Below are 19,716 nucleotides of genomic sequence, written 5' to 3'. Positions count from 1 at the left end.
TTTGCAATGTCGGACATTACACTTCAATCCAGCATCAACCCCGATTTCAGGTGTTTTCACCTGAAATAATACATAAGAGGAATAATCTAATCAGCAGTTGTTTTGGTGAAAACACCAAAACTGGGGAATTAAGCTTTTTCATTGAACATGCAAGGTTTGACAGTTGGAACCGTCTAACCGATATGACTAGAAATATTGATATCGAAACTTTTCAAAGGACATTACACTTCAATTCAATATCAATCCCGCTTTCAGGTGTTTTCACCTGAAAGGATCCGTGGGATAAAAGAGGCTAAGTAGCAATTGTTGAGGTGAAAAACCAAAACAAGGGCGGATAGCTTTTCATGGACAATCAATGTCTGACATAAAAATGTCCGACATGTGGGGCTTTAAAATCTGTGCTTCATGTCAGACATTAAAAATGTCGGACATTACACTTCAATCCAGCATCAAGCCCAATTTCAGGTGTTTTCACCTGAAATAATCCATAAGAGGAATAATCTAATTACCAGTTGTTGAGGTGAAAACACCAAAACTGGGGAGTTAAGCTTTTTCAATGAATATTCAAGGTTTGACGGTTGGAACCGTCTAACCGATAAATATTCAAGGTTTGACAGTTGGAACCGTCTAACCGATATGACTAGAAATATTGATATCGAAACTTTTCAAAGGACATTACACTTCAATTCAAGATCAATCCCGCTTTCAGGTGTTTTCACCTGAAAGGATCCGTGGGATAAAAGAGGCTAAGTAGCAATTTTTGAGGTGAAAACATCACAACAAGGGCGGATAGCTTTTCATGGGCAATCAATGCCTGATATTTAATGTCCGACATGTGGTACTTTAAAATCTGTGCTTCATGTCAGACATTTGCAATGTCGGAGATTACAATTAAATCTAATTACAAGCCCAATTTCAGGTGTTTTCACCTGAAATAATGCATAAGAGGAAAAATCTAATCAGCAGTTGTTTTGGTGAAAACACCAAAACTGGGGAGTTAAGCTTTTTCATTGACCATATACGGTTTGACGGCTGGAACCGTCTAAAAGACATGACTAGAAATATTAATATCGAAGCTTTTCAAAGGACATTACACTTCAATTCAATATCAATCCCGCTTTCAGGTGTTTTCACCTGAAAGGATCCGTGGGATAAAAGAGGCTAAGTAGCAATTGTTGAGGTGAAAACACCACAACAAGGGCGGATAGCTTTTCATGGGCAATCAATGTCTGACATTTAATGTCCGACATCTGGATCTATTCAATCTGTACAAAATGTCAGACATTACTCCCCAATCCTTTTCCAATGCGTTTTTTATAAGCACTTTAAATCCATATTTTTGCATACCTTGGATTTTATGCTTTAAATTTTATAGGGAGTATTAAACAAAAATTCCATCAGCTTTATAGTGAATTATTAATTCTTAGATTATTAATTACTAATTAAAAATCCTTAGTTTTGTCGTTAGCAAAAATGAAAACATTGATTAGAAATTTACTATATATAATTGTAATAGGAATATTTTTCAGTTCTTGTGTTCCTAATAGAGATATTGTCTATTTACAGCACCCAAATGACCCTGAAAAGGGCGAGGTAATGGAGTCAGACAGCATAATTCGTACCTACCAAACTTATAATAAACCTTACAAACTACAGCCAGAAGATATTATTTCACTTAGAATTGCTAGTTTGACACCCGCAGAATTTGATTTTGTAAAGCAATATGAGGAGCAATTAGGTATTATCAGAAAACTCAATCAATATAACCAAGGTAATCAAGGTGCTGGTAACCAAAATATGCGTATGCAAGGTGCTGGCGGTGGAGGTGAAGATGGCTCAGGCCTTATGCCTATCATGCTTGACAGACAACAAACGGGATTTACCATTGATAGAAAAGGTATGCTTGAATTACCCGAAATTGGAGAAGTGAAATTGGCCGGGCTGAGCATAAGAGAAGCGGAGGAGTTAATTAAAGATAAATTAAAAAACTATTTTGAGACACCTGTAATCAGAATACAGCTTTTAAGCTTTCATTTTACCATTTTAGGGGAAGTCAATATGGAAGGAAGATATACTTCTTTTGACCCGGAGACTAATGTCATTGATGCCATAAGTTTAGCAGAAAACCTGACTGATTTTGCCGATAGAACCCGATTAAAAGTGGTGAGATTTGAAGGAGATGAAGCAAAGGTTTACTATGTAAATACTTTAAGAGAGGATTTAGTCGCTCAAAGAGGATTTTATCTCCAGCCCAATGATTTGATCGTGGTGCCTCCATTGAGGGCTAGGCAATCAAGAAACTATCTATTGCCTACCACGAGTAATATTATTGGAGTATCCGCCTCTGTATTATCATTAGTTTTTCTTATCCTGTCGCAAACAAATACGAATTAATGAACGGATTTGACTTTCAAGACGAATTAGTAAAAGAGGAAAAACCAATCAATTTTCTTAAGTATTTGTTGAAAATATTAAGAAGATGGCCTTTTATTATATTGTTTTTCGCTTTTTCCACCACCTTAGGAATTCTTTATAATCGCTACGCAAACCCTGTTTATTCTATCAAAGGACAGTTTATCACCAAAAAATTTACCGAAAATAAGTCGGTAATTCCTGGTCTGGTGGATGCCGGATACTTTTTAGGGGGAACACAAGAAGTCTATGAGGAAATTCCTTTGTTGAAATCAAATGATAAAATAGCGGAAACCATTGATAGACTTAATTTTAGGGTAAGCTATTTTGCTCAAGGCTATGTAAAAACGGTAGAGCAAAAAAATGGGAATGGCTATCAGGTGGTGATCGATACACTAACAGGAAGCACAGTTCCTTATGGATTAAATATCTTCGTCAATAAGAAATCAGATACTCAATTTCAATTTAATGTAGAGGGTTCCGAACAATGGGAGAAATTGTTAGAGGATAAAAACTTCAATTACAATCAAGATTATGTGGTAGGGGATTGGCATTTTATGATCAAAGGTGGTAATGGGTCTGCCTCAATGGAACAGAATAAGTTCTTTTTTGTCATCAATAAAAAAGAAAGCCTGGTAAGTGAATATAAAAGGCGTTTGAATATTTCCTGGCAACAGCAAGGGTCTGCTATTTTGAATATGAATATGGAATCGGTAATCCCTGAAAAGGATATTGAATTCATGAATACCTATTATGAAGTGGTGGAGGAACTTGGGCTTAAAGAAAAGAATCAAAACCTGGAAAACACCATCAATTTCATAGATGAACAGATGGCCATGATTTCAGATTCAATTATTCAGTTTCAAGAAACCATTGATAATTTACAGTTGGAAAACCGCGAATTAACACTGGGAAGTCAAACCATTTTCAGTAAGCTGAATGAATTAGATGAGCAAAAAGCAGAAGTACTCTTACAGGAGCGTTATTACGAGTACTTGAAATCCTATATCAATCAAAAAAGGTCTTCCGAAGTATTTGCCCCAAGTTTAATTGGCTTGGATGCCCCATTACTAAATGATTTAGTCAACCAGTATATTCAGCAAAAGCAGGAGGATAAAGTCTATCGTAATTCAGAAAATTATAAAAACCCACTGGTCAATAGAGAAGATAGCATGCGAAAAAGGCTCGAGAAGAATATTTTTGAGGCCTTAAGAAGTTACAGAGAAGTAAACAGAGAAAAACTTCAGGAAATCAATCAAAAAAGTGATTTTTTAATGGGTTCCATGAGTGAATTGCAAGGAGAGATGAGGGAACTGAATAGAGCAAAAAGGCTTTTTGAATTGAATCAGAACCTGTTTGATTTATTCTTACAAAGAAAAACGGAAGCGGCCATCTCTAAGGCTTCTGCTACTTCTGATTACCAATTGATTGAGGCTCCATCTTATTCTAATAATCCCGTTAGGCCTAATTCTGAAAGAAATTTATTAGTAGCTATGGCATTAGGTTTATTGTTGCCGGTGGTATTTTTCTTTATTAAAGACTTCACCAATCCGCGTATAATGGATAAAGACGATTTGGACCGTAATTCTGATATGCCATTATTAGGAAATATCGCGCATAAAATTGATGATACCAATACCATCGTAAAAGACAGACCTAAATCCTTGGTAGCGGAATCATTTAGGGCCTTAAGAGCGAATTTGAAATATCTGCAAGGGAAAGATAAAAAGCAAGCAAAATCCTTTATGGTGACATCTTCTGTAAGTGGGGAGGGAAAAACATTCTGTTCATTGAATTTAGCTTATACGCTTGCGGCATCAGGAAGAAAAACCATTTTGATTGGTGCGGATATGCGTAAACCCAATTTGACTGATTTTATCGAAGCCTATCCTGATAAAGGTTTAAGTGAATACTTGGCCGGCTATGCAGATAAAGAGGAAGTTGTGATTAATGGACAGACCAAAAATCTTTGGTTTGTAGGAGCGGGAGCCGTTCCGCCTAATCCATCAGAGCTTTTAGCGGGTGAAAAAATGAATGATTTTATGGTTGAATTAAGAAAGGAATTTGATGCAATCATAATTGATACTTCTCCTATTGGCTTGGTAGCCGATGCTATGGAGTTATTGCCGCATGTTGATCATACGTTGCTAATTGTGAGACAAGAAGTTAGTATGAAGCAAGCCTTAAGTATGGTAAACGGGCTTTATAATGATGGGAAAATCAAACCGATGTCGGTGATCTTTAATGATATCCAATTACGAAGAAGAGGCTATGGTTACTATGGTGGCTATATCTACGGTATGGGCTACGGTGGTTATGGTTATGGCTACTATGATGAAGATAGGTTGAAGAAAAAGAGAGGGCTTTTCAAGAAAAAATAATTTACAGCCTAAGGCTGTGATTAACCGCGAAGACGCGAAGGCGCAAAGAAAAATAAATTACAGCCAAAGGCTGTTTACTAACCACAAAGACACTAAGTCACAAAGAAAAAATGTCAGCCCATGGTCTGACGCATATAGCGTCTGACCGTTAACTTCATTAGCCAGCTATGCTTAGTGATAAAGGAAATAATGACAGAGAAGTTAGCTATTACGTCATTGCGAAGGAAACGAAGCAATCTAATGACTGTTATTAGCCATCTTAAGATTGCCTCACTGCTAGTAGCTACCCTAAGATTGCTTCACCCTAAAACCCCTCATCCGCTAGCTAGCGGAAGCTTCCGCCAACTGGCTGAGAGCAGCAGAGCGTGCTAAAAAGTTTTTTTATGCGTGAAAATAATTCAAAGGGTTTTTAATCATAAAAGGCAGCCCATGGTCTGATGCATGTGGCGTCTGACCGTTATCCTGCAAATGCCAGCCAAGTTGAAACATAGAGCAAACTTGTTGTTCCATAAAAATCAAGAAAAACAGATATTAACTTACATTTGAAGATATTTTTACTTCAGTAATTGCAAATCAAAACTTAATCTCATAAATTTATAATTGAGTAGTTATTCTACTCGTTTTACATCAGATTTTGCTAATTTAGAGAATAGCAATAATTTGATTGTTTGCTACAAAAATTAATCTTTGAGCCTATCCCCTTGAGGGGATTATAGGGGTGTTCCTTAAGGGAAACACAGGGTGTCGGCTTGCATTGATTTTGCAAGAAACACAATGAAATAGCGCTTTGCTAGGTTCCTGAATGGGACTGAAAGGGCGGAGCTGTAATTAATTAATAATTAGGCCAGCACCGTATTGGCACTCCAATAGATCAAACCGACCATTTGGCTTATTGCTTATTTCATAACATTATCCGGTCTGACTATCGTCTGACCTAAGTAGTTGTTTGGTCAGTTCCGTTTTGGCGCTCCACGAGGTCAGTACCGCAGGTCAGACCGGACTTAGAGTGGACAATAGACAAAAGACAATAGACAATAGACAATAGACAAAATTTAAAATATTTCTATCTATTTCATTAGTATTTTATTTCTTTTAAATGCAACATAGAAGCCCGGTCTGACTATCGTCTGACCTTTACTAGATACTTGATACTACATACTCGATACTAAATTGCTCGACACCCTCATCACCTCAAAAACCCGAATTAAACTCCTACTGAAATTCTTCTTGAATTCGCAGACCAAAAGCTATTTGCGTTCTTTGGAAGGGGAATTTGGGGAAAGCACTAATGCTATCCGACTGGAGCTCAATAAATTTGAAGAAGCCGGTATGCTCAAGGCTGATGTAAAAGGCAATAAAAAAGTATATCAAGCGAATACCAAACATCCTTTATTTGAAGATATTCATAGTATTATCAAAAAGTATATAGGGATTGACCGAGTGATTGAACAGATCATTGGAAAAGTAGGGCAATTAGAAAAGGTATATTTGATTGGCGATTATGCTAAGGGAGTGGATGGGGGAATCATTGATTTCTTATTAGTGGGTAATCATTTTAATTACGATTATATAGCCAATATGACGGGCATAGCGGAGAAGAAAATCGATCGTAAAATAAGATTTTTGTATATGAACCCGGATGAGTTTGTAGGCCAAGTGCCAACTGCAGAGGCGGGTTTATTGCTCTGGGAAAGTTAAATAATTACGAATTACGAATTTTTGAATTACGAATGAGGTTTAATTAGTAATTAATAATTATAGAATTAGTAATTAGTCTGCTTCAACCGTCATTACGACCGAAGGGAAGTAATCTACAGTTCGAATTGCAAGCATTAGATTGCTTCCAGACAGGCTCGCAATAATGCACAAGCTAAGAGTGTTTATTAATAATGATAGTAAAGCTTACCTACTTACTTAAAACTTAAAACCTATTACTTACTACTTAAAACCTAAAATCTAAAACTTACAACTTAAAGCCCTGTACTTTGTACTCAATACTTTGTACTTTTATTTCATGCATAAAGTAAATCCAGACCCGGAATTCGAGCAGCTCAGCAAGCATTTGTTTTGGGAATATGACCGTTCCAAACTGAGCTTTGAGAAAAATGCCCCTTTGGTCATTCACAGGGTATTGGAATACGGTATGCTGGAAGACTGGAAACTCATCCAAAAGAAATATGGCATTCCTAAAATTGCTGAGATAGCAAAGGGATTTAGAAGCTTAGAACCAATGGCGGCTACATTTATTGCCAGCGTATCAAATGAACCTATAGAAAGCTTTAGATGCTACAATACCAAACAATCGAAGATTCAACACTGGTTATCTTAAAAGATTTAATGGAAATCCCTGATTTGGAAGATTTTCGACTTGTGGGAGGTACTTCTTTAGCTCTGCAATATGGTCATAGAAACTCAATTGATATTGATTTATTTGGTGACAAAAGTTTTGAAGAAATAGATTTAGCCAGAGTTCTATCTCAATTTGATAAAGTACAAAACTTATTAAGTACTAAGTACATTAAAACGTATTTGATAAATGGTATTAAAGTGGATATGGTTAACTATTCCTATCCATGGATAGGTAAATTGCTTAATGAAGATGATATTAGAATGGCTAGTGTAGAAGATATTGCCGCTATGAAAATAAATGCTATTACCAATAGGGGTAGCAAAAAAGATTTCTATGATTTGGATTTAATATTGAATCATTATTCTCTGAAAGATATTCTACAATTTTATCAAAAGAAGTATTATGATGGTACTGTTTTTATGGCACTTAAAAGTTTAACTTATTTTGTAGATGCAGAAGCAGAAGATGATCCTGAGTTATTGGCTGGTCAAGATTGGGAATCAGTTAAAGCGAAGGTAAAAAATGCATATATTGATTATTTGAATAATTAGCCCCTTAGTTTCTAAAATGTCAGCCTCGGTCTGACGCATTACGCGTCTGACCGTTAAATAGCTCTCTAGCCCGCCAGCTGGCGGGGAATTTCAGTGCTACCAACTAAAACTAGTAGATAGCTTTTAGTAGAATGACCTTTACAAAGGTCAAAATAGCACTATAATTGACCCTACGAAAGGTCACTAATTATGGAGATCTTCGAAGGATTTTATTTTGATTTATGATAACTTGTCAACCTGATATTACGCTAATGCGCTTTAGTGGGAGTATTTTAAAGCCTATGGCTTTACTTTTGTGTTCTTTTGTTTCTGTTGTGGTAAAAATATAGGTTGTTTGGTTTTAAGTTTTTGAGTAAATTATATGATGCCGTCTAGAGAACACCATATCCATAATGTGAAATTTACACAGTCAGAAATGATTATTAATTTAAGTAATAATAGGTTTTTTACTGTTCCATTAAATGAATTCCCTAAAATTCAGGCTTTAAGTAAAATTGAAAGGAATGATTTTGAAATCATTGACGATCATAATTTATCCTTTCTGGCATTAGATGATATTTATTCTGTTAATGAACTAATTGGGATTGGTTAATTAGTAATTAGAGAATTAATAATTGTGCAGCCTACCTGTCCCGCATTCATCGGGAAGGCTGATTTGAACCACGAAGACACCAAGACACAAAGAAAAACGATTAGTAATTAATAATTAGAGAATTAGTAATTAGTCTGCTCCAACCGTCATTCCTGCGCAGGCAGGAATCTTATTAGCAGATAGCTTTAAATTATCTAATAATGGAACATTATATCATCATAAAGTTAAAAGAAAATACAGATTTAGAATATGCTTTGCAATTTCTAAAGCATATTGACTTTGTCAAGAAAGTCGATAGTTCTAAGATAAATGAATATGAAATAGTCACAAACCCGGCATACCAACTGAAATGAATAGTACAGACCGTTAAAGGTTGGCTAAATAAGATTGTGAACCTTGACTATTCTATGTGACAACTTAAAAACAATTATAAACACATAAAATCGAAAAAACTATCCTTTTATAGCATCTGAAAAATCGCTAGCTGAGGATTGGTTGAGTGATGAAGATGATAGATGGGATGAGGTTTTGGCTAATTAGTAATTAATAATTAGAGAGTTAATAATTTCCTTTACATTGAACATTTATTGTTATTAATCGTTCATTATAACGAACAAAATGCAAGCACTTTTTAATCAATATTCGCTAAAACTATCTGGAATCGGGTTGGAATATATCCGGCCCATGATTTCATTTATAGATGAGAGCGAACGCTTAATTGGAATTAAGGGAACTCGGGGTGTTGGTAAAACCACTATATTACTTCAATATTTAAAGAAAAATGATCCTACTATAAGTGGGGAATATCTATATGCAAGTTTAGATCATGTTTGGTTTTTGGAAAACAGCTTATATGATTTGGCAAGTGATTTTCAAAAGCAAGGTGGAAAGTTTTTAGCTTTGGATGAGGTGCATAGATACCCAAACTGGTCGCAAGAACTAAAAAATATATATGATGATTTTAATGATCTGAAAGTAGTTTTTACGGGTTCTTCTCTTCTGCAAATCCTTAATGCTAGAGCTGACCTCAGCAGAAGGGTATTAGTTTTTCACATGCAAGGACTCTCTTTTAGAGAATTTCTTACAATAGAAAGTAAACAACAATTTGATGTCCTTTCATTGACTGATATTGTAACTCATCATGCGAAAATTGCTTCCGATATCTTAAATAGAATAAAACCTTTTGCCTATTTTAATGAATATCTAACAAGTGGTTATTATCCTTTTTATCTTCAGTCCAAAAAATATTACCATGATAAAATTAACGAGGTAGTTAATTTGATACTTGAAATTGAGTTGCCAATGTTAAGAAAGACTGATATAAGCTATGCAAGAAAATTGAAACAGCTTTTATTGGTTTTGTCAGAATCAGTTCCCTTTGTTCCAAATTTTACAAAATTGGCAGAGAGAATCGGACTAAATCGAAAGACATTACTGCTCTACATTGATTATCTTGAAGAAGCGCAATTAATTAGAATTTTAAATAAAGAGGCAAAAGGAATTACTCGTTTTCAAAAGCCTGATAAATTATTACCTGATAATACAAATATCCCATACGCTTTGAGTAAAACAGTAGATAAAGGGACTTTGAGAGAAACTTTTTTTGTTAATCAGTTAGCCTATCAACATGAAATTAGTTATCCAGAAAAAGGTGATTATAAGGTTGACAAGGAATATATTTTTGAAATAGGTGGTAAAAACAAAAATCAATCTCAAATTGCAGAATTGAATAATGCCTATTTGGTTTTAGATGATATTGAAATTGGTTACGCCAATAAAATACCCCTTTGGCTTTTTGGATTCTTATATTAAAATTGGCTATACTGATTGAAAGCCTAAGGCTTTTTGAGCCGCATAACCTGTCCCGCAGCGTAGGTCGGGAGACACCAACCTGTCCCGTACTGAAAGTCGGGAGTCGCAAAGGTATTTTTATAGAAAAACCAAGTGCTATTAAAACCTGATAAACTGTCAACCTATAAAACACCTGAAACTTAAAACTTACTACTTAAAACTTATAACCGTACTCAATACTCATTACCCATTACTCATTACTGACTAATGCTCTTTAATTCCTTCGAATTTGCTCTCTTCTTACCCCTCAGCTTTCCCGATAAATACGGGATAAATTGGCTGTACTGGTTTGAAAGCCCAAGGCTTAGGGGAACCACGAAGACACGAAGGCACAAAGTGAATATTATTAAAGCCAAAGGCTTTTGAGGTAGTTGTTGCTATGACCAATGGAAAACAGCCTTTGGCTGTCTTTTTTTCTTAGTGTCTTAGTGACTCCCGACCTTCGGTGCGGGACAGGTTATGTGGTTAAATAAACAGCCTTTGGCTGTCAACCAAAATAAATACTCATTACTGAAACATGCTCTTTAATTCCTTCGAATTTGCTCTCTTCTTACCCCTCAGCTTCTTGCTGTACTGGTTTGTATTTAAAAAGCACTTAAAGGCACAGAATTTTTTTTGAATCTTCATTACATTAAAATAAAATCCATATTCCTTTAATTTTGAAATAATGCTTTCAAGTCTAAAAAATCTATTTAATAGCAATAATAAAAAATCAGAAGTTAATTCCAGATTTATTTTCGTTATTGGATCTGGAAGATCGGGTACACATTTTTTGGGTAGAATTTTTCAAAATAATCCATCAGTAGAATTGCTGCTTGAAGACCCAAAATACTTCAGTTTAGTAAAGGATATAAATATCAAGCAAAAAAAGGATCTATTACCTAAACTAACAAAAAGATACAAAAAGTTAAGTTATTCTTCAGATAAGCCCTATTTATTGGAAAAATCTCACCCAAATATTTGGAGCGTTGATTATTTAACTAAAGAATTTCCTGATGCTTTTTTTATTGGGATCAATAGAAATGTGTATCAGGTGGTGTATAGCATGCTAAATCATAAAGGCGTATTGAATTGGTATAATACATTACCAAATAATGTTGAAAATCCGTTTTTAGGTATCACAGATGAAAACAAAAAAGAGTTTTCGAATCTTCCAATTGAATCAAAGTGTACTTTGAGATGGTATGCCCACATAAAGGAAAGTTACGAGCTTAAAAAAAAGTATCCTGAGAAAGTAATTATTATCAATTATAATGATTTGTGTAATAATTATTTTGAGGAAGTTGAAAAATTAGAATCTATTTTCAATGTCAAATTGAGAGAATTTTCAGAAAAGCCAAACAATGTAAGTGGTGATAAATTCAAAAAGCTTGATTCTGAAAAGATAGCTAATATACAAAATGTATTAAAAACATTAGATTTAGTGGGATTTGAGAAGAGTTTAACTGAGTTTAACAAATGATTATTTAAAATTACTCAAATAAGTTAAGTCTTTATAAACATTATGATCAGAATTATTAAAGATTTTGTAAAAAGAAATTTTCAATCTTTTAGTTACTTCTATAGCCACTTAAGATATAGAATTTTTATTTCATTAGTGGTCAGCCTATTTGTGGGTACTTTGGATGGATTCGGATTAGCTATGTTTATCCCACTTTTACAAATGGTTGATGATTCAAGTCAATCAACTGTGGAATCAGGTGAATTAGGCAATCTTTCTTTCTTAGTAAATTCTATTGAATATTTTGGAATACCATTTAGCCTTTTCTCAGTATTAATGATTATCCTCGTGTTTTTTTCACTAAAAGGTTTTTTTAAATTCTTGCAAGGATATTTAAAGGTAGTTTATCAGCAATATTTTATTAGAAATGTCAGAATAGGGAATGCAAATCTATTCGCGAAATTTAAATATAGTGAATTTGTAAATTCGAATGCTGGAAGGATTCAAAACACATTTACTGGTGAAGTGAACCGAGTGAATTTATCTTTTAGTTCATACTTTATGACTGTTCAGGCAGCTGTTCTAGTTGGTGTTTATATAACTCTGGCATTTCTATCAAATGCGCAATTCGCATTATTAATTACTATTGGTGGTGCTTCAACTAATTTTATTTTTAAAAAATTATATTTTAAGACTAAGAAAAAGTCAAGAATTTTAACTGAGGAAATGCATGGTTTTCAGGATTTATTAATTCAGAAAATTTTAAATTTCAAATACTTGAAAGCAACTGCTTTAATCTTTAAATATGTAGAAAAGTTAAAAACTAAAATTAATAGTATAGAAATAACACAAAGGAAAATAGGTATATTAAATGCAATTCTTCAAGCAATTCGAGAGCCGCTTACAATGTTGATTGTTGTAATTGTAATTATAATTCAAATTGAGTACTTAGGGGGGCAATTAAATTTAATCATACTTAGTCTTTTATTCTTTTACAGAGCCTTAACATTTTTAATGAGCATGCAGAGTCAATGGAATACATTTTTGAGTGTTTCTGGCTCTTTAGAAAATATGACTGAATTTACAAATGAGTTAAAAGAAGGACAGGAAAAATTTGGAATTAAAAAGTTAGAGAATTTTAGGAATAATATTTCAATTAGAAATTTATCCTTTTCTTATAACGCAAAAAATGTATTATCAAATGTTAATTTAGAAATTGAAAAAAACAATACAATAGCAATAGTAGGTGAAAGTGGTTCAGGGAAAACTACTTTGATAAATATTTTAGTTGGACTGATCAAACCTAATCATGGAAGTGTATTTATTGATGATATTGATTACGATGAACTTGATGTTAGGAGTCTTCAGAGTAAAATTGGATATATTACTCAGGAACCTGTAATTTTCAATGATACAGTTTTTAATAATGTTACATTTTGGGACGAACCAACTATTGATAATTTTCAGAAATTCAATAAAGCAATGGAGGATGCCTCATTAGGATCATTTTTATTGAGTTTACCTAATGGTAAAGATACTTTCCTAGGAAACAATGGCGTGAATCTTAGCGGTGGTCAAAAACAAAGAGTTTCGATTGCAAGAGAATTATATAAGAATATGGATATTTTAGTTATGGATGAAGCCACATCATCGCTTGATTCGGAAACTGAATATATTATACAAGAAAATATAGAAAAGTTAATTGGTAGATATACATTTATAATAGTTGCTCATAGATTATCAACCATAAGAAATGCTGATAAAATAGTTTTACTTAACAAAGGGGAAATTGATGATATCGGGAATTTTGAGGAATTGATGGAGAAATCTCAAGTTTTTCAAAGAATGGTGAAATTTCAAGATTTCAACTAATACTATATTATGCAAATAAAAAAGTTTTTATATCATTTAAAACCATCAAATCTTGTTGACACAATTAAAAGTAATATTTCTAATGATACGCTTGTAGTTTATTGGTCACACAGCAAAGGAGGTACTAAAAACTTTGGAGATGTTTTAAATAAATATTTAATAGAAAAAATTTCGGGAAAAGAAGTTTTGAATTTTAAAGATTTTATTTTTCTTAGGAAATCAAAAGAAAGACATTCTGCAATAGGAAGTGTATTAAATCAGTTTGAAGTAGATAACTTAGTAATTTGGGGATCTGGGTTTATTCAAAAACCAAAATCTTTAAAATTCACAGTAAAAGAAATACGTGCTGTGAGAGGACCTTTAACCAAAAAGATTTTTGAAGATAATAATATTGATTGTCCAAGTGTATTTGGTGACCCGGCTATTTTACTTCCAAATTTTTTTCATCCAAAAGTTTCTAAGAAACATGAGTATGGAATAATCCCTCATTATACAGATTTAGATTCTGATAATTTAAATTCTTTTGTGAAAAATAACAATGTCAAAGTAATTGATGTGACTTCTCCGATTGAATCTTTGGTAACACAATTATTAGAATGTAATCATATACTCTCATCATCATTACATGGAATAATATTAGCCGATGCATATAAAATTCCCAATTTATGGATTACGATTAATAATCGACTAGTTGGAGGAGAATTCAAATTTCATGATTATTTTCTTTCTAATAATAAAGATATTTATGAACCAATTCAAATTAATGCAGATATTGAATTATCGAATTTGAAGGATAAATTCCGGGAAGGTAAAATGTCAATTGACATTGACAAATTATTAGAGGTTTGTCCTTTTAATAAATAGCCAATGAGTAAAATTTGTTTTTTCGTAGGGTCAATGAAGTTAGGAGGCACGGAAAAAGTAGCTTTAATACTTTTTAAAAAACTTTTTGACCAAGGAGTTAACATCAGGTTATTATTGCTTAATGATAAAATTGATTTTCATATAGAAGATAAATATTATCAGAATATTGATATAATTGGTGCTAATAAAATTTCCAAGAAAAGGATTAAACCTCTAATAGTGTGGTTTAATTTATTTAAATATCTAAGGAAAAATAAGCCAGAAAAAGTTATTTCATTCTCATTAGGGTTAAATTTATTATTGGTTTCACAGTTTTATAATCAATCATATTTAACCATTGATGCCAATATATTTATTTATACAAGGAAACTTTACAGAAGATACCTTCAGAAATATATTGCACTTTCACCATTTGTAAAAAAAATAATTGTACCCTCAGAAGGACTTTTAAATGCATGCCATGAATATTTCATTTCAAAAGACAAATTGGTGCAAATTGATAACCCTATTGATGTTGATGAAATTCTTTTATTAAGAGATGAATCTATTGATGATTATCCGATTCTTGATGAAAATAAGTTTATAGTTTCTGCAGGGCGCTTATCAAGTAGCAAAGGTTTTTACCAATTGATAGAGAAATTTGATGATTGTATTAGTGATAAAAGTATAAAATTAGTGATACTGGGAGAGGGGGAGCAAAGAAAATCCTTAGAAAAATTAATTAAAGAAAGAGATTTAGAGGATAAAGTAATATTAGCCGGGTTTCAAAAAAACCCTTATAAATTTATATCGAAATCTAAATACTTTATTTTAAATTCTACACATGAAAGCTTCGGTAATGTAATTATTGAAGCATTTGCCTGTGGTGTACCAGTGGTGAGCAATGATTGTGATTTTGGTCCTAGGCATATAATTAAGTCTGAGTATAATGGACTTCTTTATAATAATAAAAATGATGTTGAGATTTGTCATGCAATGAACTTATTGATTGACAAAAAGGAATTTTCTGAAAAATTAAATAAAAATGTAAAAGAAAGTTTATACAAATATGAATCTGATTTTATTTTAAAAAATTGGAAAACAGCAGTCATCGGGAATTAATAATAATATTAAGAAATTTAAATTTTATAAAAAATAATGTCCCAATTACGCCAATATCTAAAATTCACTTGGAAACATAAGTTACGTGCATTTCGGCAAAAAGGTCGTCTGGGCAAACTTGGTAATAAAGTTTATATTGACAAATCGGTTGAATTTATGCGGTTTCCCAAAAATATTTTTGTTGGTGATGAAGTGGTTGTAAAAGAGGGCGCAAGAATTTGCAGCTGCAATAAAACATCAGAGATTAAAATTGGTGAACGAACCACTATTGGCTATCATAATTTCATCTTTTCATCTTCCAAAATTGAAATAGGGGACGATTGTTTGATTGCCCCATTTGTTTATATAGTAGATAGTAATCATCAAATTGAAAGAACTCAGCTAATCAATCAACAACCTAATGAAACAGCACCTATATTTATAGGAAATGGAGTTTGGATAGCAAGTAATGTGACTGTTTTGAAGGGTGTTACAATCAATGAAGGAGCTGTTGTTGCGGCCAATTCTGTGGTGAATTCTAATATACCTGCTTTTGAAATATGGGGTGGAAGCCCTGCTAAAAAAATAGGAGAAAGAAAATAAGAATATGACAGTAGGAGTAGCTATACTTTCTAGATACAATTCAAGTCGATTACCAGGAAAAGCTTTAAAAGAGATTAATGGAAAAACGTTATTGAAATACATATATGAAAGAGTAAATAAAGTACTTCCATCAGATCAAATCATTATAGCTACTTCAGAAGAAAAATCAGATGATGTAATATCAAACTACTGCGAGAAGCAGAACTGGAAATGTTATAGAGGATCATTGGATAATGTTGCGGAACGATTTTATCAATCAGGCATCGATTTAGGGGTGGATTATTTAATTAGAATTAATGGGGACAATCTATTTCTTGATATTCCTTTATTGGAAAGTATGATAAAACTGACACAATCCTATCAATACGATTTTATTAGCAACGTAAAGGGGCGTACTTTTCCCAAAGGGATGAGTATTGAAGTTGTAAGGCTTGATCATTATAAAAATTTATTAAACGAAATCACTAACGAAGAACAATATAAAGAACACGTAACACTTTATTTGTATGAAAATGAGTTAAATTCCTATCATTTTGTTTATAATGATGAATTAAAAGAAATGGAAGGTATCCAACTTGCAATAGATACCCAAGAGGATTTTGAAAAAGCAATCGCCATCATAAATTCATTTGAAAAAGACCACACAAAATATAATATTAAAGATATAGCTGAAATTATTTCAACAAAAGAATTATGATAAAGGACGCATTTAAGGGAAAACACGGACCATTGCTAATAGCAGAAATTGGAGGAAACCATGAAGGGGACTTTGAATATGCAAAACGATTGACTCAATTAGCCATTGAATCCGATGTTGACTATGTAAAATTTCAAATTTATACAGGGAATAGCCTAGTTTCAAGTGTAGAGAGCCCTGACCGTAATAAACATTTCAAAAAGTTTGAATTAAGCCAAGAACAACACAGAGAACTGGCTAAAATGGTAATAGATGCAGGTTTAAACTATACTTCTTCAGTTTGGGATCTTGATGCCATGAGTTGGATAGATGAATTTATCAGTTTATATAAAATAGGTAGTGGTGATTTAACCGCCTATCCAGTTATCAAAAAAACAGCACTAAAAGGAAAACCGATGGTGATCTCCACAGGTCTTTCAACTGAAGAAGAAGTCTTGGAAACCATTAATTTTATCCAATCAGTTAATCCTATATATAAATCAAAGGAAATGCTGTCAGTGCTTCAATGTACCAGCATGTATCCCATTAATTCAAGTGATGCTCATTTGAACGTGATGAATCGTTTTAAAAAGCTTACAGGGCTAACTATAGGGTATTCTGATCATACTGAAGGAAGTAAAGCCTTGGCATATGCAGTGGCTATGGGTGCAGAAGTCTTAGAGTTTCATTTCACCGATGACAGAACCAATAAGCAATTTAGGGATCATATAGTCTCCTTGACAAGAGATGAAGTTCACCTATTGATTGATGAAATTAAATTGATCATATCACTTCAAGGAAATGAAACTAAACAGCCAGTACCTATTGAAATTGAAAATGGTCATGATTTGTCCTTCAGAAGGGCAGTTTATCCTTTGAAAGATATGAAGAAGGGAGAGGAATTTACCGAGGAGAATACGATCGTATTAAGGCCAAATCATGGGATAGATGCTCGATTTTATTACGATGTATTGGGGAAAAAAGCCAAAGAAGATATTTTAAAGCATCAAAAACTAAGCTGGGATATAATTGAATGATAAACCGGTTCACACAATATTATATCAGGAAATTCAGGCCATCATTTAACGCAATGATGACTAAATTTTTTTATGCTTCTACCAATATTATAATCGGAAAAAATTTTAGAACTGATAGTATTCCTAAAATTTGGATAGATAAGGGCTGTAAATTGGAGATTGGTAATAATGTAGAGTTTAGAAGAAGTATTGAAATTCGAGTTCATGGGAAAAGTCAAATTAAGATTGGGGATAATTGTAGGATAGACAGAGGCGTAAGAATACTTTCAACCAATAATGCTCAAATTTCTTTGGGAAGTGGGACAAGAGTAGGCTTATATTCTATTTTCAATGGAGGAGATTCAATCTCTATTGGAAAAAAATGCTTGATTTCAGGATTCGTATATTTACAAACAAGTATGCACGGATTTGCGGAGAAATCGAAACCTGTCCAAGATCAGGGCTATCAACATGCCCCAATAGTTTTGGAAGATGATAGCTGGCTGGCCACTCATGTGGTTATCATGCCAGGGATTACTCTTAAAAAAGGGGCAGTAGTGGGCAGTAATGCAGTAGTTAATAAAGATGTAGAAGAATTTCAAGTGGTAGCAGGAATCCCGGCAAAACCTATAAAAGAAAGAAATTAGAAATGCTAAATCCTTTGGTAACAGTATATATCACTAATTATAATTACGAGCAGTTTTTAAGGCAATCAATTGAAAGTGTTTTAAATCAGAGTTTGCAGGATTTTGAGCTTATTATTATTGATGACGGCTCAAAAGACGGAAGTAAAGCCATTATTGAGGAATATAGACCACACGAAAAAATTTCCATAATTTATCAACAAAACAAAGGCTTAAACATTACAAATAATGTGGCCATGCGCACGGCAAATGGCAAATATTTAATGCGACTGGATGCTGATGACTTTTTGGAACCGAATGCATTGGAAGTTATGAGCGCTGTTTTGGATAAAGATGATGCATTAGGACTAGTTTTCCCTGATTATTTTTATGTAAATGCTGAAGGATTGAGGACAGGGGAAGAGAAACGGCATAATTTCGAAAAAGAAGTATCGCTTTATGATCAGCCGGCACATGGAGCTTGTACTATGGTTCGATTAGAGTTTCTAAAGGATTTAGGTGGCTATAATGAAAGTTTCACCTGTCAGGATGGTTATGATTTATGGATTAAGTTTATCATGCATCATAAGGTCACAAACGTATCTCAACCCTTATTCTCCTACAGGCGACATGGCAATAATTTAACGACCAATGAAGAAAGAATCTTAGAGACTAGGAAAAAAATAAAGGAACTTTTTGTTAATCAACATTTGAAAACAAAGCGTACACTTTGCATAATTCCAGTTAGAAGTGCTTTCGTAGGTGATGTGAACTGGCCACTCCATAAAGTTGATGGAAAAACTATTTTGGAAAGAAAAGTTGAAACTTGTATTGAGGCAAAAAAAATTGACCGTATCATAATTTCAAGTGCAGATGAAGATACATTAAAACATGCGAAAGCTTCTTTTGATAAGCATGAGAAGGTTGATGTCATAGAAAGACCAAAAGCTTTTTCTCAACCAAATGAAACTTTAAAGGATACTATTGATCAAGCCTTAAAATTTGCAGAAGAAAAATATGGAGAGTTCGAAGCCATCATGACGGTTTCATTAGAATATCCCTATACAAAACCCGACATTATGGATGATGCAATTAATACTATAACCTTATTTCAATCCGATGCAGTATTAAGCGTTAGGCCTGATAACAGAATGTATTATCAGCATACAGGGCATACATTAGAGCCAATTTTAGAACAAGAAAAATTCACGAAATTAGAAAGGGAAGCATTATATAAAGGGGTAGGTGGTGTAGTACTTGCAACTAAAGAAAATTTTATTAAAAGCGGAACATTAGTATCTGGTAGTATTAGTCACATAGTTGTTGACCAGAAAACAGCTTTTGGGGTGTTTTCTGGATTTGATTTTCATATTTGTAACATGTTAATGAATACTCAAAAATAAT

Annotated in this window: 19 protein-coding genes; all 19 read left to right on the top strand. The window is 33.2% G+C overall.

The features are described from left to right. Nucleotides 1–269: hypothetical protein (locus ACFE0M_RS14680; protein WP_434546535.1), on the top strand; the 269-nt coding region annotated here is incomplete at its 5' end. Between the two features lie 668 nt (nt 270–937). After that, complete coding sequence (locus tag ACFE0M_RS14675) at nt 938–1,138, top strand: hypothetical protein (protein ID WP_434546534.1); 201 nt, start codon at nt 938–940, stop codon at nt 1,136–1,138. A gap of 335 nt (nt 1,139–1,473) precedes the next feature. Further along, on the top strand, nt 1,474–2,394 hold the full coding sequence (locus tag ACFE0M_RS14670; protein ID WP_434546533.1) for a polysaccharide biosynthesis/export family protein: 921 nt from the start codon (nt 1,474–1,476) through the stop codon (nt 2,392–2,394). After that, nucleotides 2,394–4,793, top strand: coding sequence for a polysaccharide biosynthesis tyrosine autokinase (locus ACFE0M_RS14665; protein ID WP_434546532.1), 2,400 nt, complete (start codon nt 2,394–2,396; stop codon nt 4,791–4,793). The genes ACFE0M_RS14670 and ACFE0M_RS14665 overlap by 1 nt, the downstream gene beginning before the upstream one ends. Nucleotides 4,794–6,020: 1,227 nt before the next feature. Next, on the top strand, nt 6,021–6,491 hold the full coding sequence (locus ACFE0M_RS14660; protein WP_434546531.1) for an ArsR family transcriptional regulator: 471 nt from the start codon (nt 6,021–6,023) through the stop codon (nt 6,489–6,491). A 316-nt stretch (nt 6,492–6,807) separates the two neighbouring features. Beyond that, complete coding sequence (locus ACFE0M_RS14655; RefSeq protein ID WP_434546530.1) at nt 6,808–7,122, top strand: DUF6922 domain-containing protein; 315 nt, start codon at nt 6,808–6,810, stop codon at nt 7,120–7,122. Next, entirely contained in the window at nt 7,077–7,694 is a 618-nt protein-coding gene (locus tag ACFE0M_RS14650) for a nucleotidyl transferase AbiEii/AbiGii toxin family protein (protein ID WP_434546529.1), read from the top strand. The genes ACFE0M_RS14655 and ACFE0M_RS14650 overlap by 46 nt, the downstream gene beginning before the upstream one ends. A 361-nt stretch (nt 7,695–8,055) precedes the next feature. Next, nucleotides 8,056–8,286 carry a hypothetical protein gene (locus ACFE0M_RS14645; RefSeq protein ID WP_434546528.1) on the top strand — a complete coding sequence of 77 codons (231 nt, stop codon included), beginning with the start codon at nt 8,056–8,058 and terminating at the stop codon, nt 8,284–8,286. 200 nt (nt 8,287–8,486) lie between these two features. Then, nucleotides 8,487–8,639 carry a hypothetical protein gene (locus tag ACFE0M_RS14640; protein WP_434546527.1) on the top strand — a complete coding sequence of 51 codons (153 nt, stop codon included), beginning with the start codon at nt 8,487–8,489 and terminating at the stop codon, nt 8,637–8,639. A gap of 265 nt (nt 8,640–8,904) precedes the next feature. Beyond that, complete coding sequence (locus ACFE0M_RS14635) at nt 8,905–10,098, top strand: ATP-binding protein (RefSeq protein WP_434546526.1); 1,194 nt, start codon at nt 8,905–8,907, stop codon at nt 10,096–10,098. Nucleotides 10,099–10,804: 706 nt separating this feature from the next. After that, nucleotides 10,805–11,599 (top strand): sulfotransferase family protein, encoded by a 795-nt coding sequence (locus tag ACFE0M_RS14630; protein WP_434546525.1) that lies wholly within the window; start codon nt 10,805–10,807, stop codon nt 11,597–11,599. A gap of 540 nt (nt 11,600–12,139) precedes the next feature. Beyond that, nucleotides 12,140–13,450 carry an ABC transporter ATP-binding protein gene (locus ACFE0M_RS14625; RefSeq protein WP_434546524.1) on the top strand — a complete coding sequence of 437 codons (1,311 nt, stop codon included), beginning with the start codon at nt 12,140–12,142 and terminating at the stop codon, nt 13,448–13,450. A 9-nt stretch (nt 13,451–13,459) separates the two neighbouring features. Continuing rightward, a complete protein-coding gene (locus tag ACFE0M_RS14620) occupies nt 13,460–14,314 on the top strand; it encodes a polysaccharide pyruvyl transferase family protein (RefSeq protein ID WP_434546523.1) in 855 nt (284 codons plus the stop codon). Between the two features lie 3 nt (nt 14,315–14,317). Further along, the gene (locus ACFE0M_RS14615) at nt 14,318–15,415 is read left to right on the top strand and encodes a glycosyltransferase (protein WP_434546522.1); all 1,098 of its coding nucleotides are present in this window, start codon (nt 14,318–14,320) and stop codon (nt 15,413–15,415) included. Between the two features lie 36 nt (nt 15,416–15,451). Further along, a complete protein-coding gene (locus ACFE0M_RS14610; protein ID WP_434546521.1) occupies nt 15,452–15,997 on the top strand; it encodes an acyltransferase in 546 nt (181 codons plus the stop codon). 4 nt (nt 15,998–16,001) lie between these two features. Continuing rightward, nucleotides 16,002–16,694: a cytidylyltransferase domain-containing protein gene (locus ACFE0M_RS14605; RefSeq protein WP_434546520.1), complete on the top strand. Its 693-nt coding sequence runs from the start codon at nt 16,002–16,004 to the stop codon at nt 16,692–16,694. Continuing rightward, complete coding sequence (locus tag ACFE0M_RS14600; protein ID WP_434546519.1) at nt 16,691–17,710, top strand: N-acetylneuraminate synthase family protein; 1,020 nt, start codon at nt 16,691–16,693, stop codon at nt 17,708–17,710. The genes ACFE0M_RS14605 and ACFE0M_RS14600 overlap by 4 nt, the downstream gene beginning before the upstream one ends. 53 nt (nt 17,711–17,763) lie before the next feature. Then, nucleotides 17,764–18,336: an acyltransferase gene (locus ACFE0M_RS14595; protein ID WP_434546518.1), complete on the top strand. Its 573-nt coding sequence runs from the start codon at nt 17,764–17,766 to the stop codon at nt 18,334–18,336. A 2-nt stretch (nt 18,337–18,338) separates the two neighbouring features. Further along, nucleotides 18,339–19,715: a glycosyltransferase gene (locus ACFE0M_RS14590; RefSeq protein WP_434546517.1), complete on the top strand. Its 1,377-nt coding sequence runs from the start codon at nt 18,339–18,341 to the stop codon at nt 19,713–19,715. The last annotated feature ends 1 nt before the right edge of the window (nt 19,716 follow it).

This window comes from Marivirga sp. (assembly GCF_051117495.1).
In the GTDB taxonomy this organism is placed as follows: Bacteria; Bacteroidota; Bacteroidia; order Cytophagales; family Cyclobacteriaceae; genus Marivirga.
This window is presented reverse-complemented; position numbering and strand designations above follow the sequence as displayed.

What these genes read in the sequence shown, in the direction of transcription:
- ACFE0M_RS14675 (WP_434546534.1), top strand. Translation starts at nt 938, where the DNA reads ATGCATAAGAGGAAAAATCTAATCAGCAGTTGTTTTGGTGAAAACACC.
- ACFE0M_RS14670 (WP_434546533.1), top strand. Translation starts at nt 1,474, where the DNA reads ATGAAAACATTGATTAGAAATTTACTATATATAATTGTAATAGGAATA.
- ACFE0M_RS14665 (WP_434546532.1), top strand. Translation starts at nt 2,394, where the DNA reads ATGAACGGATTTGACTTTCAAGACGAATTAGTAAAAGAGGAAAAACCA.
- ACFE0M_RS14655 (WP_434546530.1), top strand. Translation starts at nt 6,808, where the DNA reads ATGCATAAAGTAAATCCAGACCCGGAATTCGAGCAGCTCAGCAAGCAT.
- ACFE0M_RS14650 (WP_434546529.1), top strand. Translation starts at nt 7,077, where the DNA reads ATGCTACAATACCAAACAATCGAAGATTCAACACTGGTTATCTTAAAA.
- ACFE0M_RS14645 (WP_434546528.1), top strand. Translation starts at nt 8,056, where the DNA reads ATGATGCCGTCTAGAGAACACCATATCCATAATGTGAAATTTACACAG.
- ACFE0M_RS14640 (WP_434546527.1), top strand. Translation starts at nt 8,487, where the DNA reads ATGGAACATTATATCATCATAAAGTTAAAAGAAAATACAGATTTAGAA.
- ACFE0M_RS14635 (WP_434546526.1), top strand. Translation starts at nt 8,905, where the DNA reads ATGCAAGCACTTTTTAATCAATATTCGCTAAAACTATCTGGAATCGGG.
- ACFE0M_RS14630 (WP_434546525.1), top strand. Translation starts at nt 10,805, where the DNA reads ATGCTTTCAAGTCTAAAAAATCTATTTAATAGCAATAATAAAAAATCA.
- ACFE0M_RS14625 (WP_434546524.1), top strand. Translation starts at nt 12,140, where the DNA reads ATGACTGTTCAGGCAGCTGTTCTAGTTGGTGTTTATATAACTCTGGCA.
- ACFE0M_RS14620 (WP_434546523.1), top strand. Translation starts at nt 13,460, where the DNA reads ATGCAAATAAAAAAGTTTTTATATCATTTAAAACCATCAAATCTTGTT.
- ACFE0M_RS14615 (WP_434546522.1), top strand. Translation starts at nt 14,318, where the DNA reads ATGAGTAAAATTTGTTTTTTCGTAGGGTCAATGAAGTTAGGAGGCACG.
- ACFE0M_RS14610 (WP_434546521.1), top strand. Translation starts at nt 15,452, where the DNA reads ATGTCCCAATTACGCCAATATCTAAAATTCACTTGGAAACATAAGTTA.
- ACFE0M_RS14605 (WP_434546520.1), top strand. Translation starts at nt 16,002, where the DNA reads ATGACAGTAGGAGTAGCTATACTTTCTAGATACAATTCAAGTCGATTA.
- ACFE0M_RS14600 (WP_434546519.1), top strand. Translation starts at nt 16,691, where the DNA reads ATGATAAAGGACGCATTTAAGGGAAAACACGGACCATTGCTAATAGCA.
- ACFE0M_RS14595 (WP_434546518.1), top strand. Translation starts at nt 17,764, where the DNA reads ATGATGACTAAATTTTTTTATGCTTCTACCAATATTATAATCGGAAAA.
- ACFE0M_RS14590 (WP_434546517.1), top strand. Translation starts at nt 18,339, where the DNA reads ATGCTAAATCCTTTGGTAACAGTATATATCACTAATTATAATTACGAG.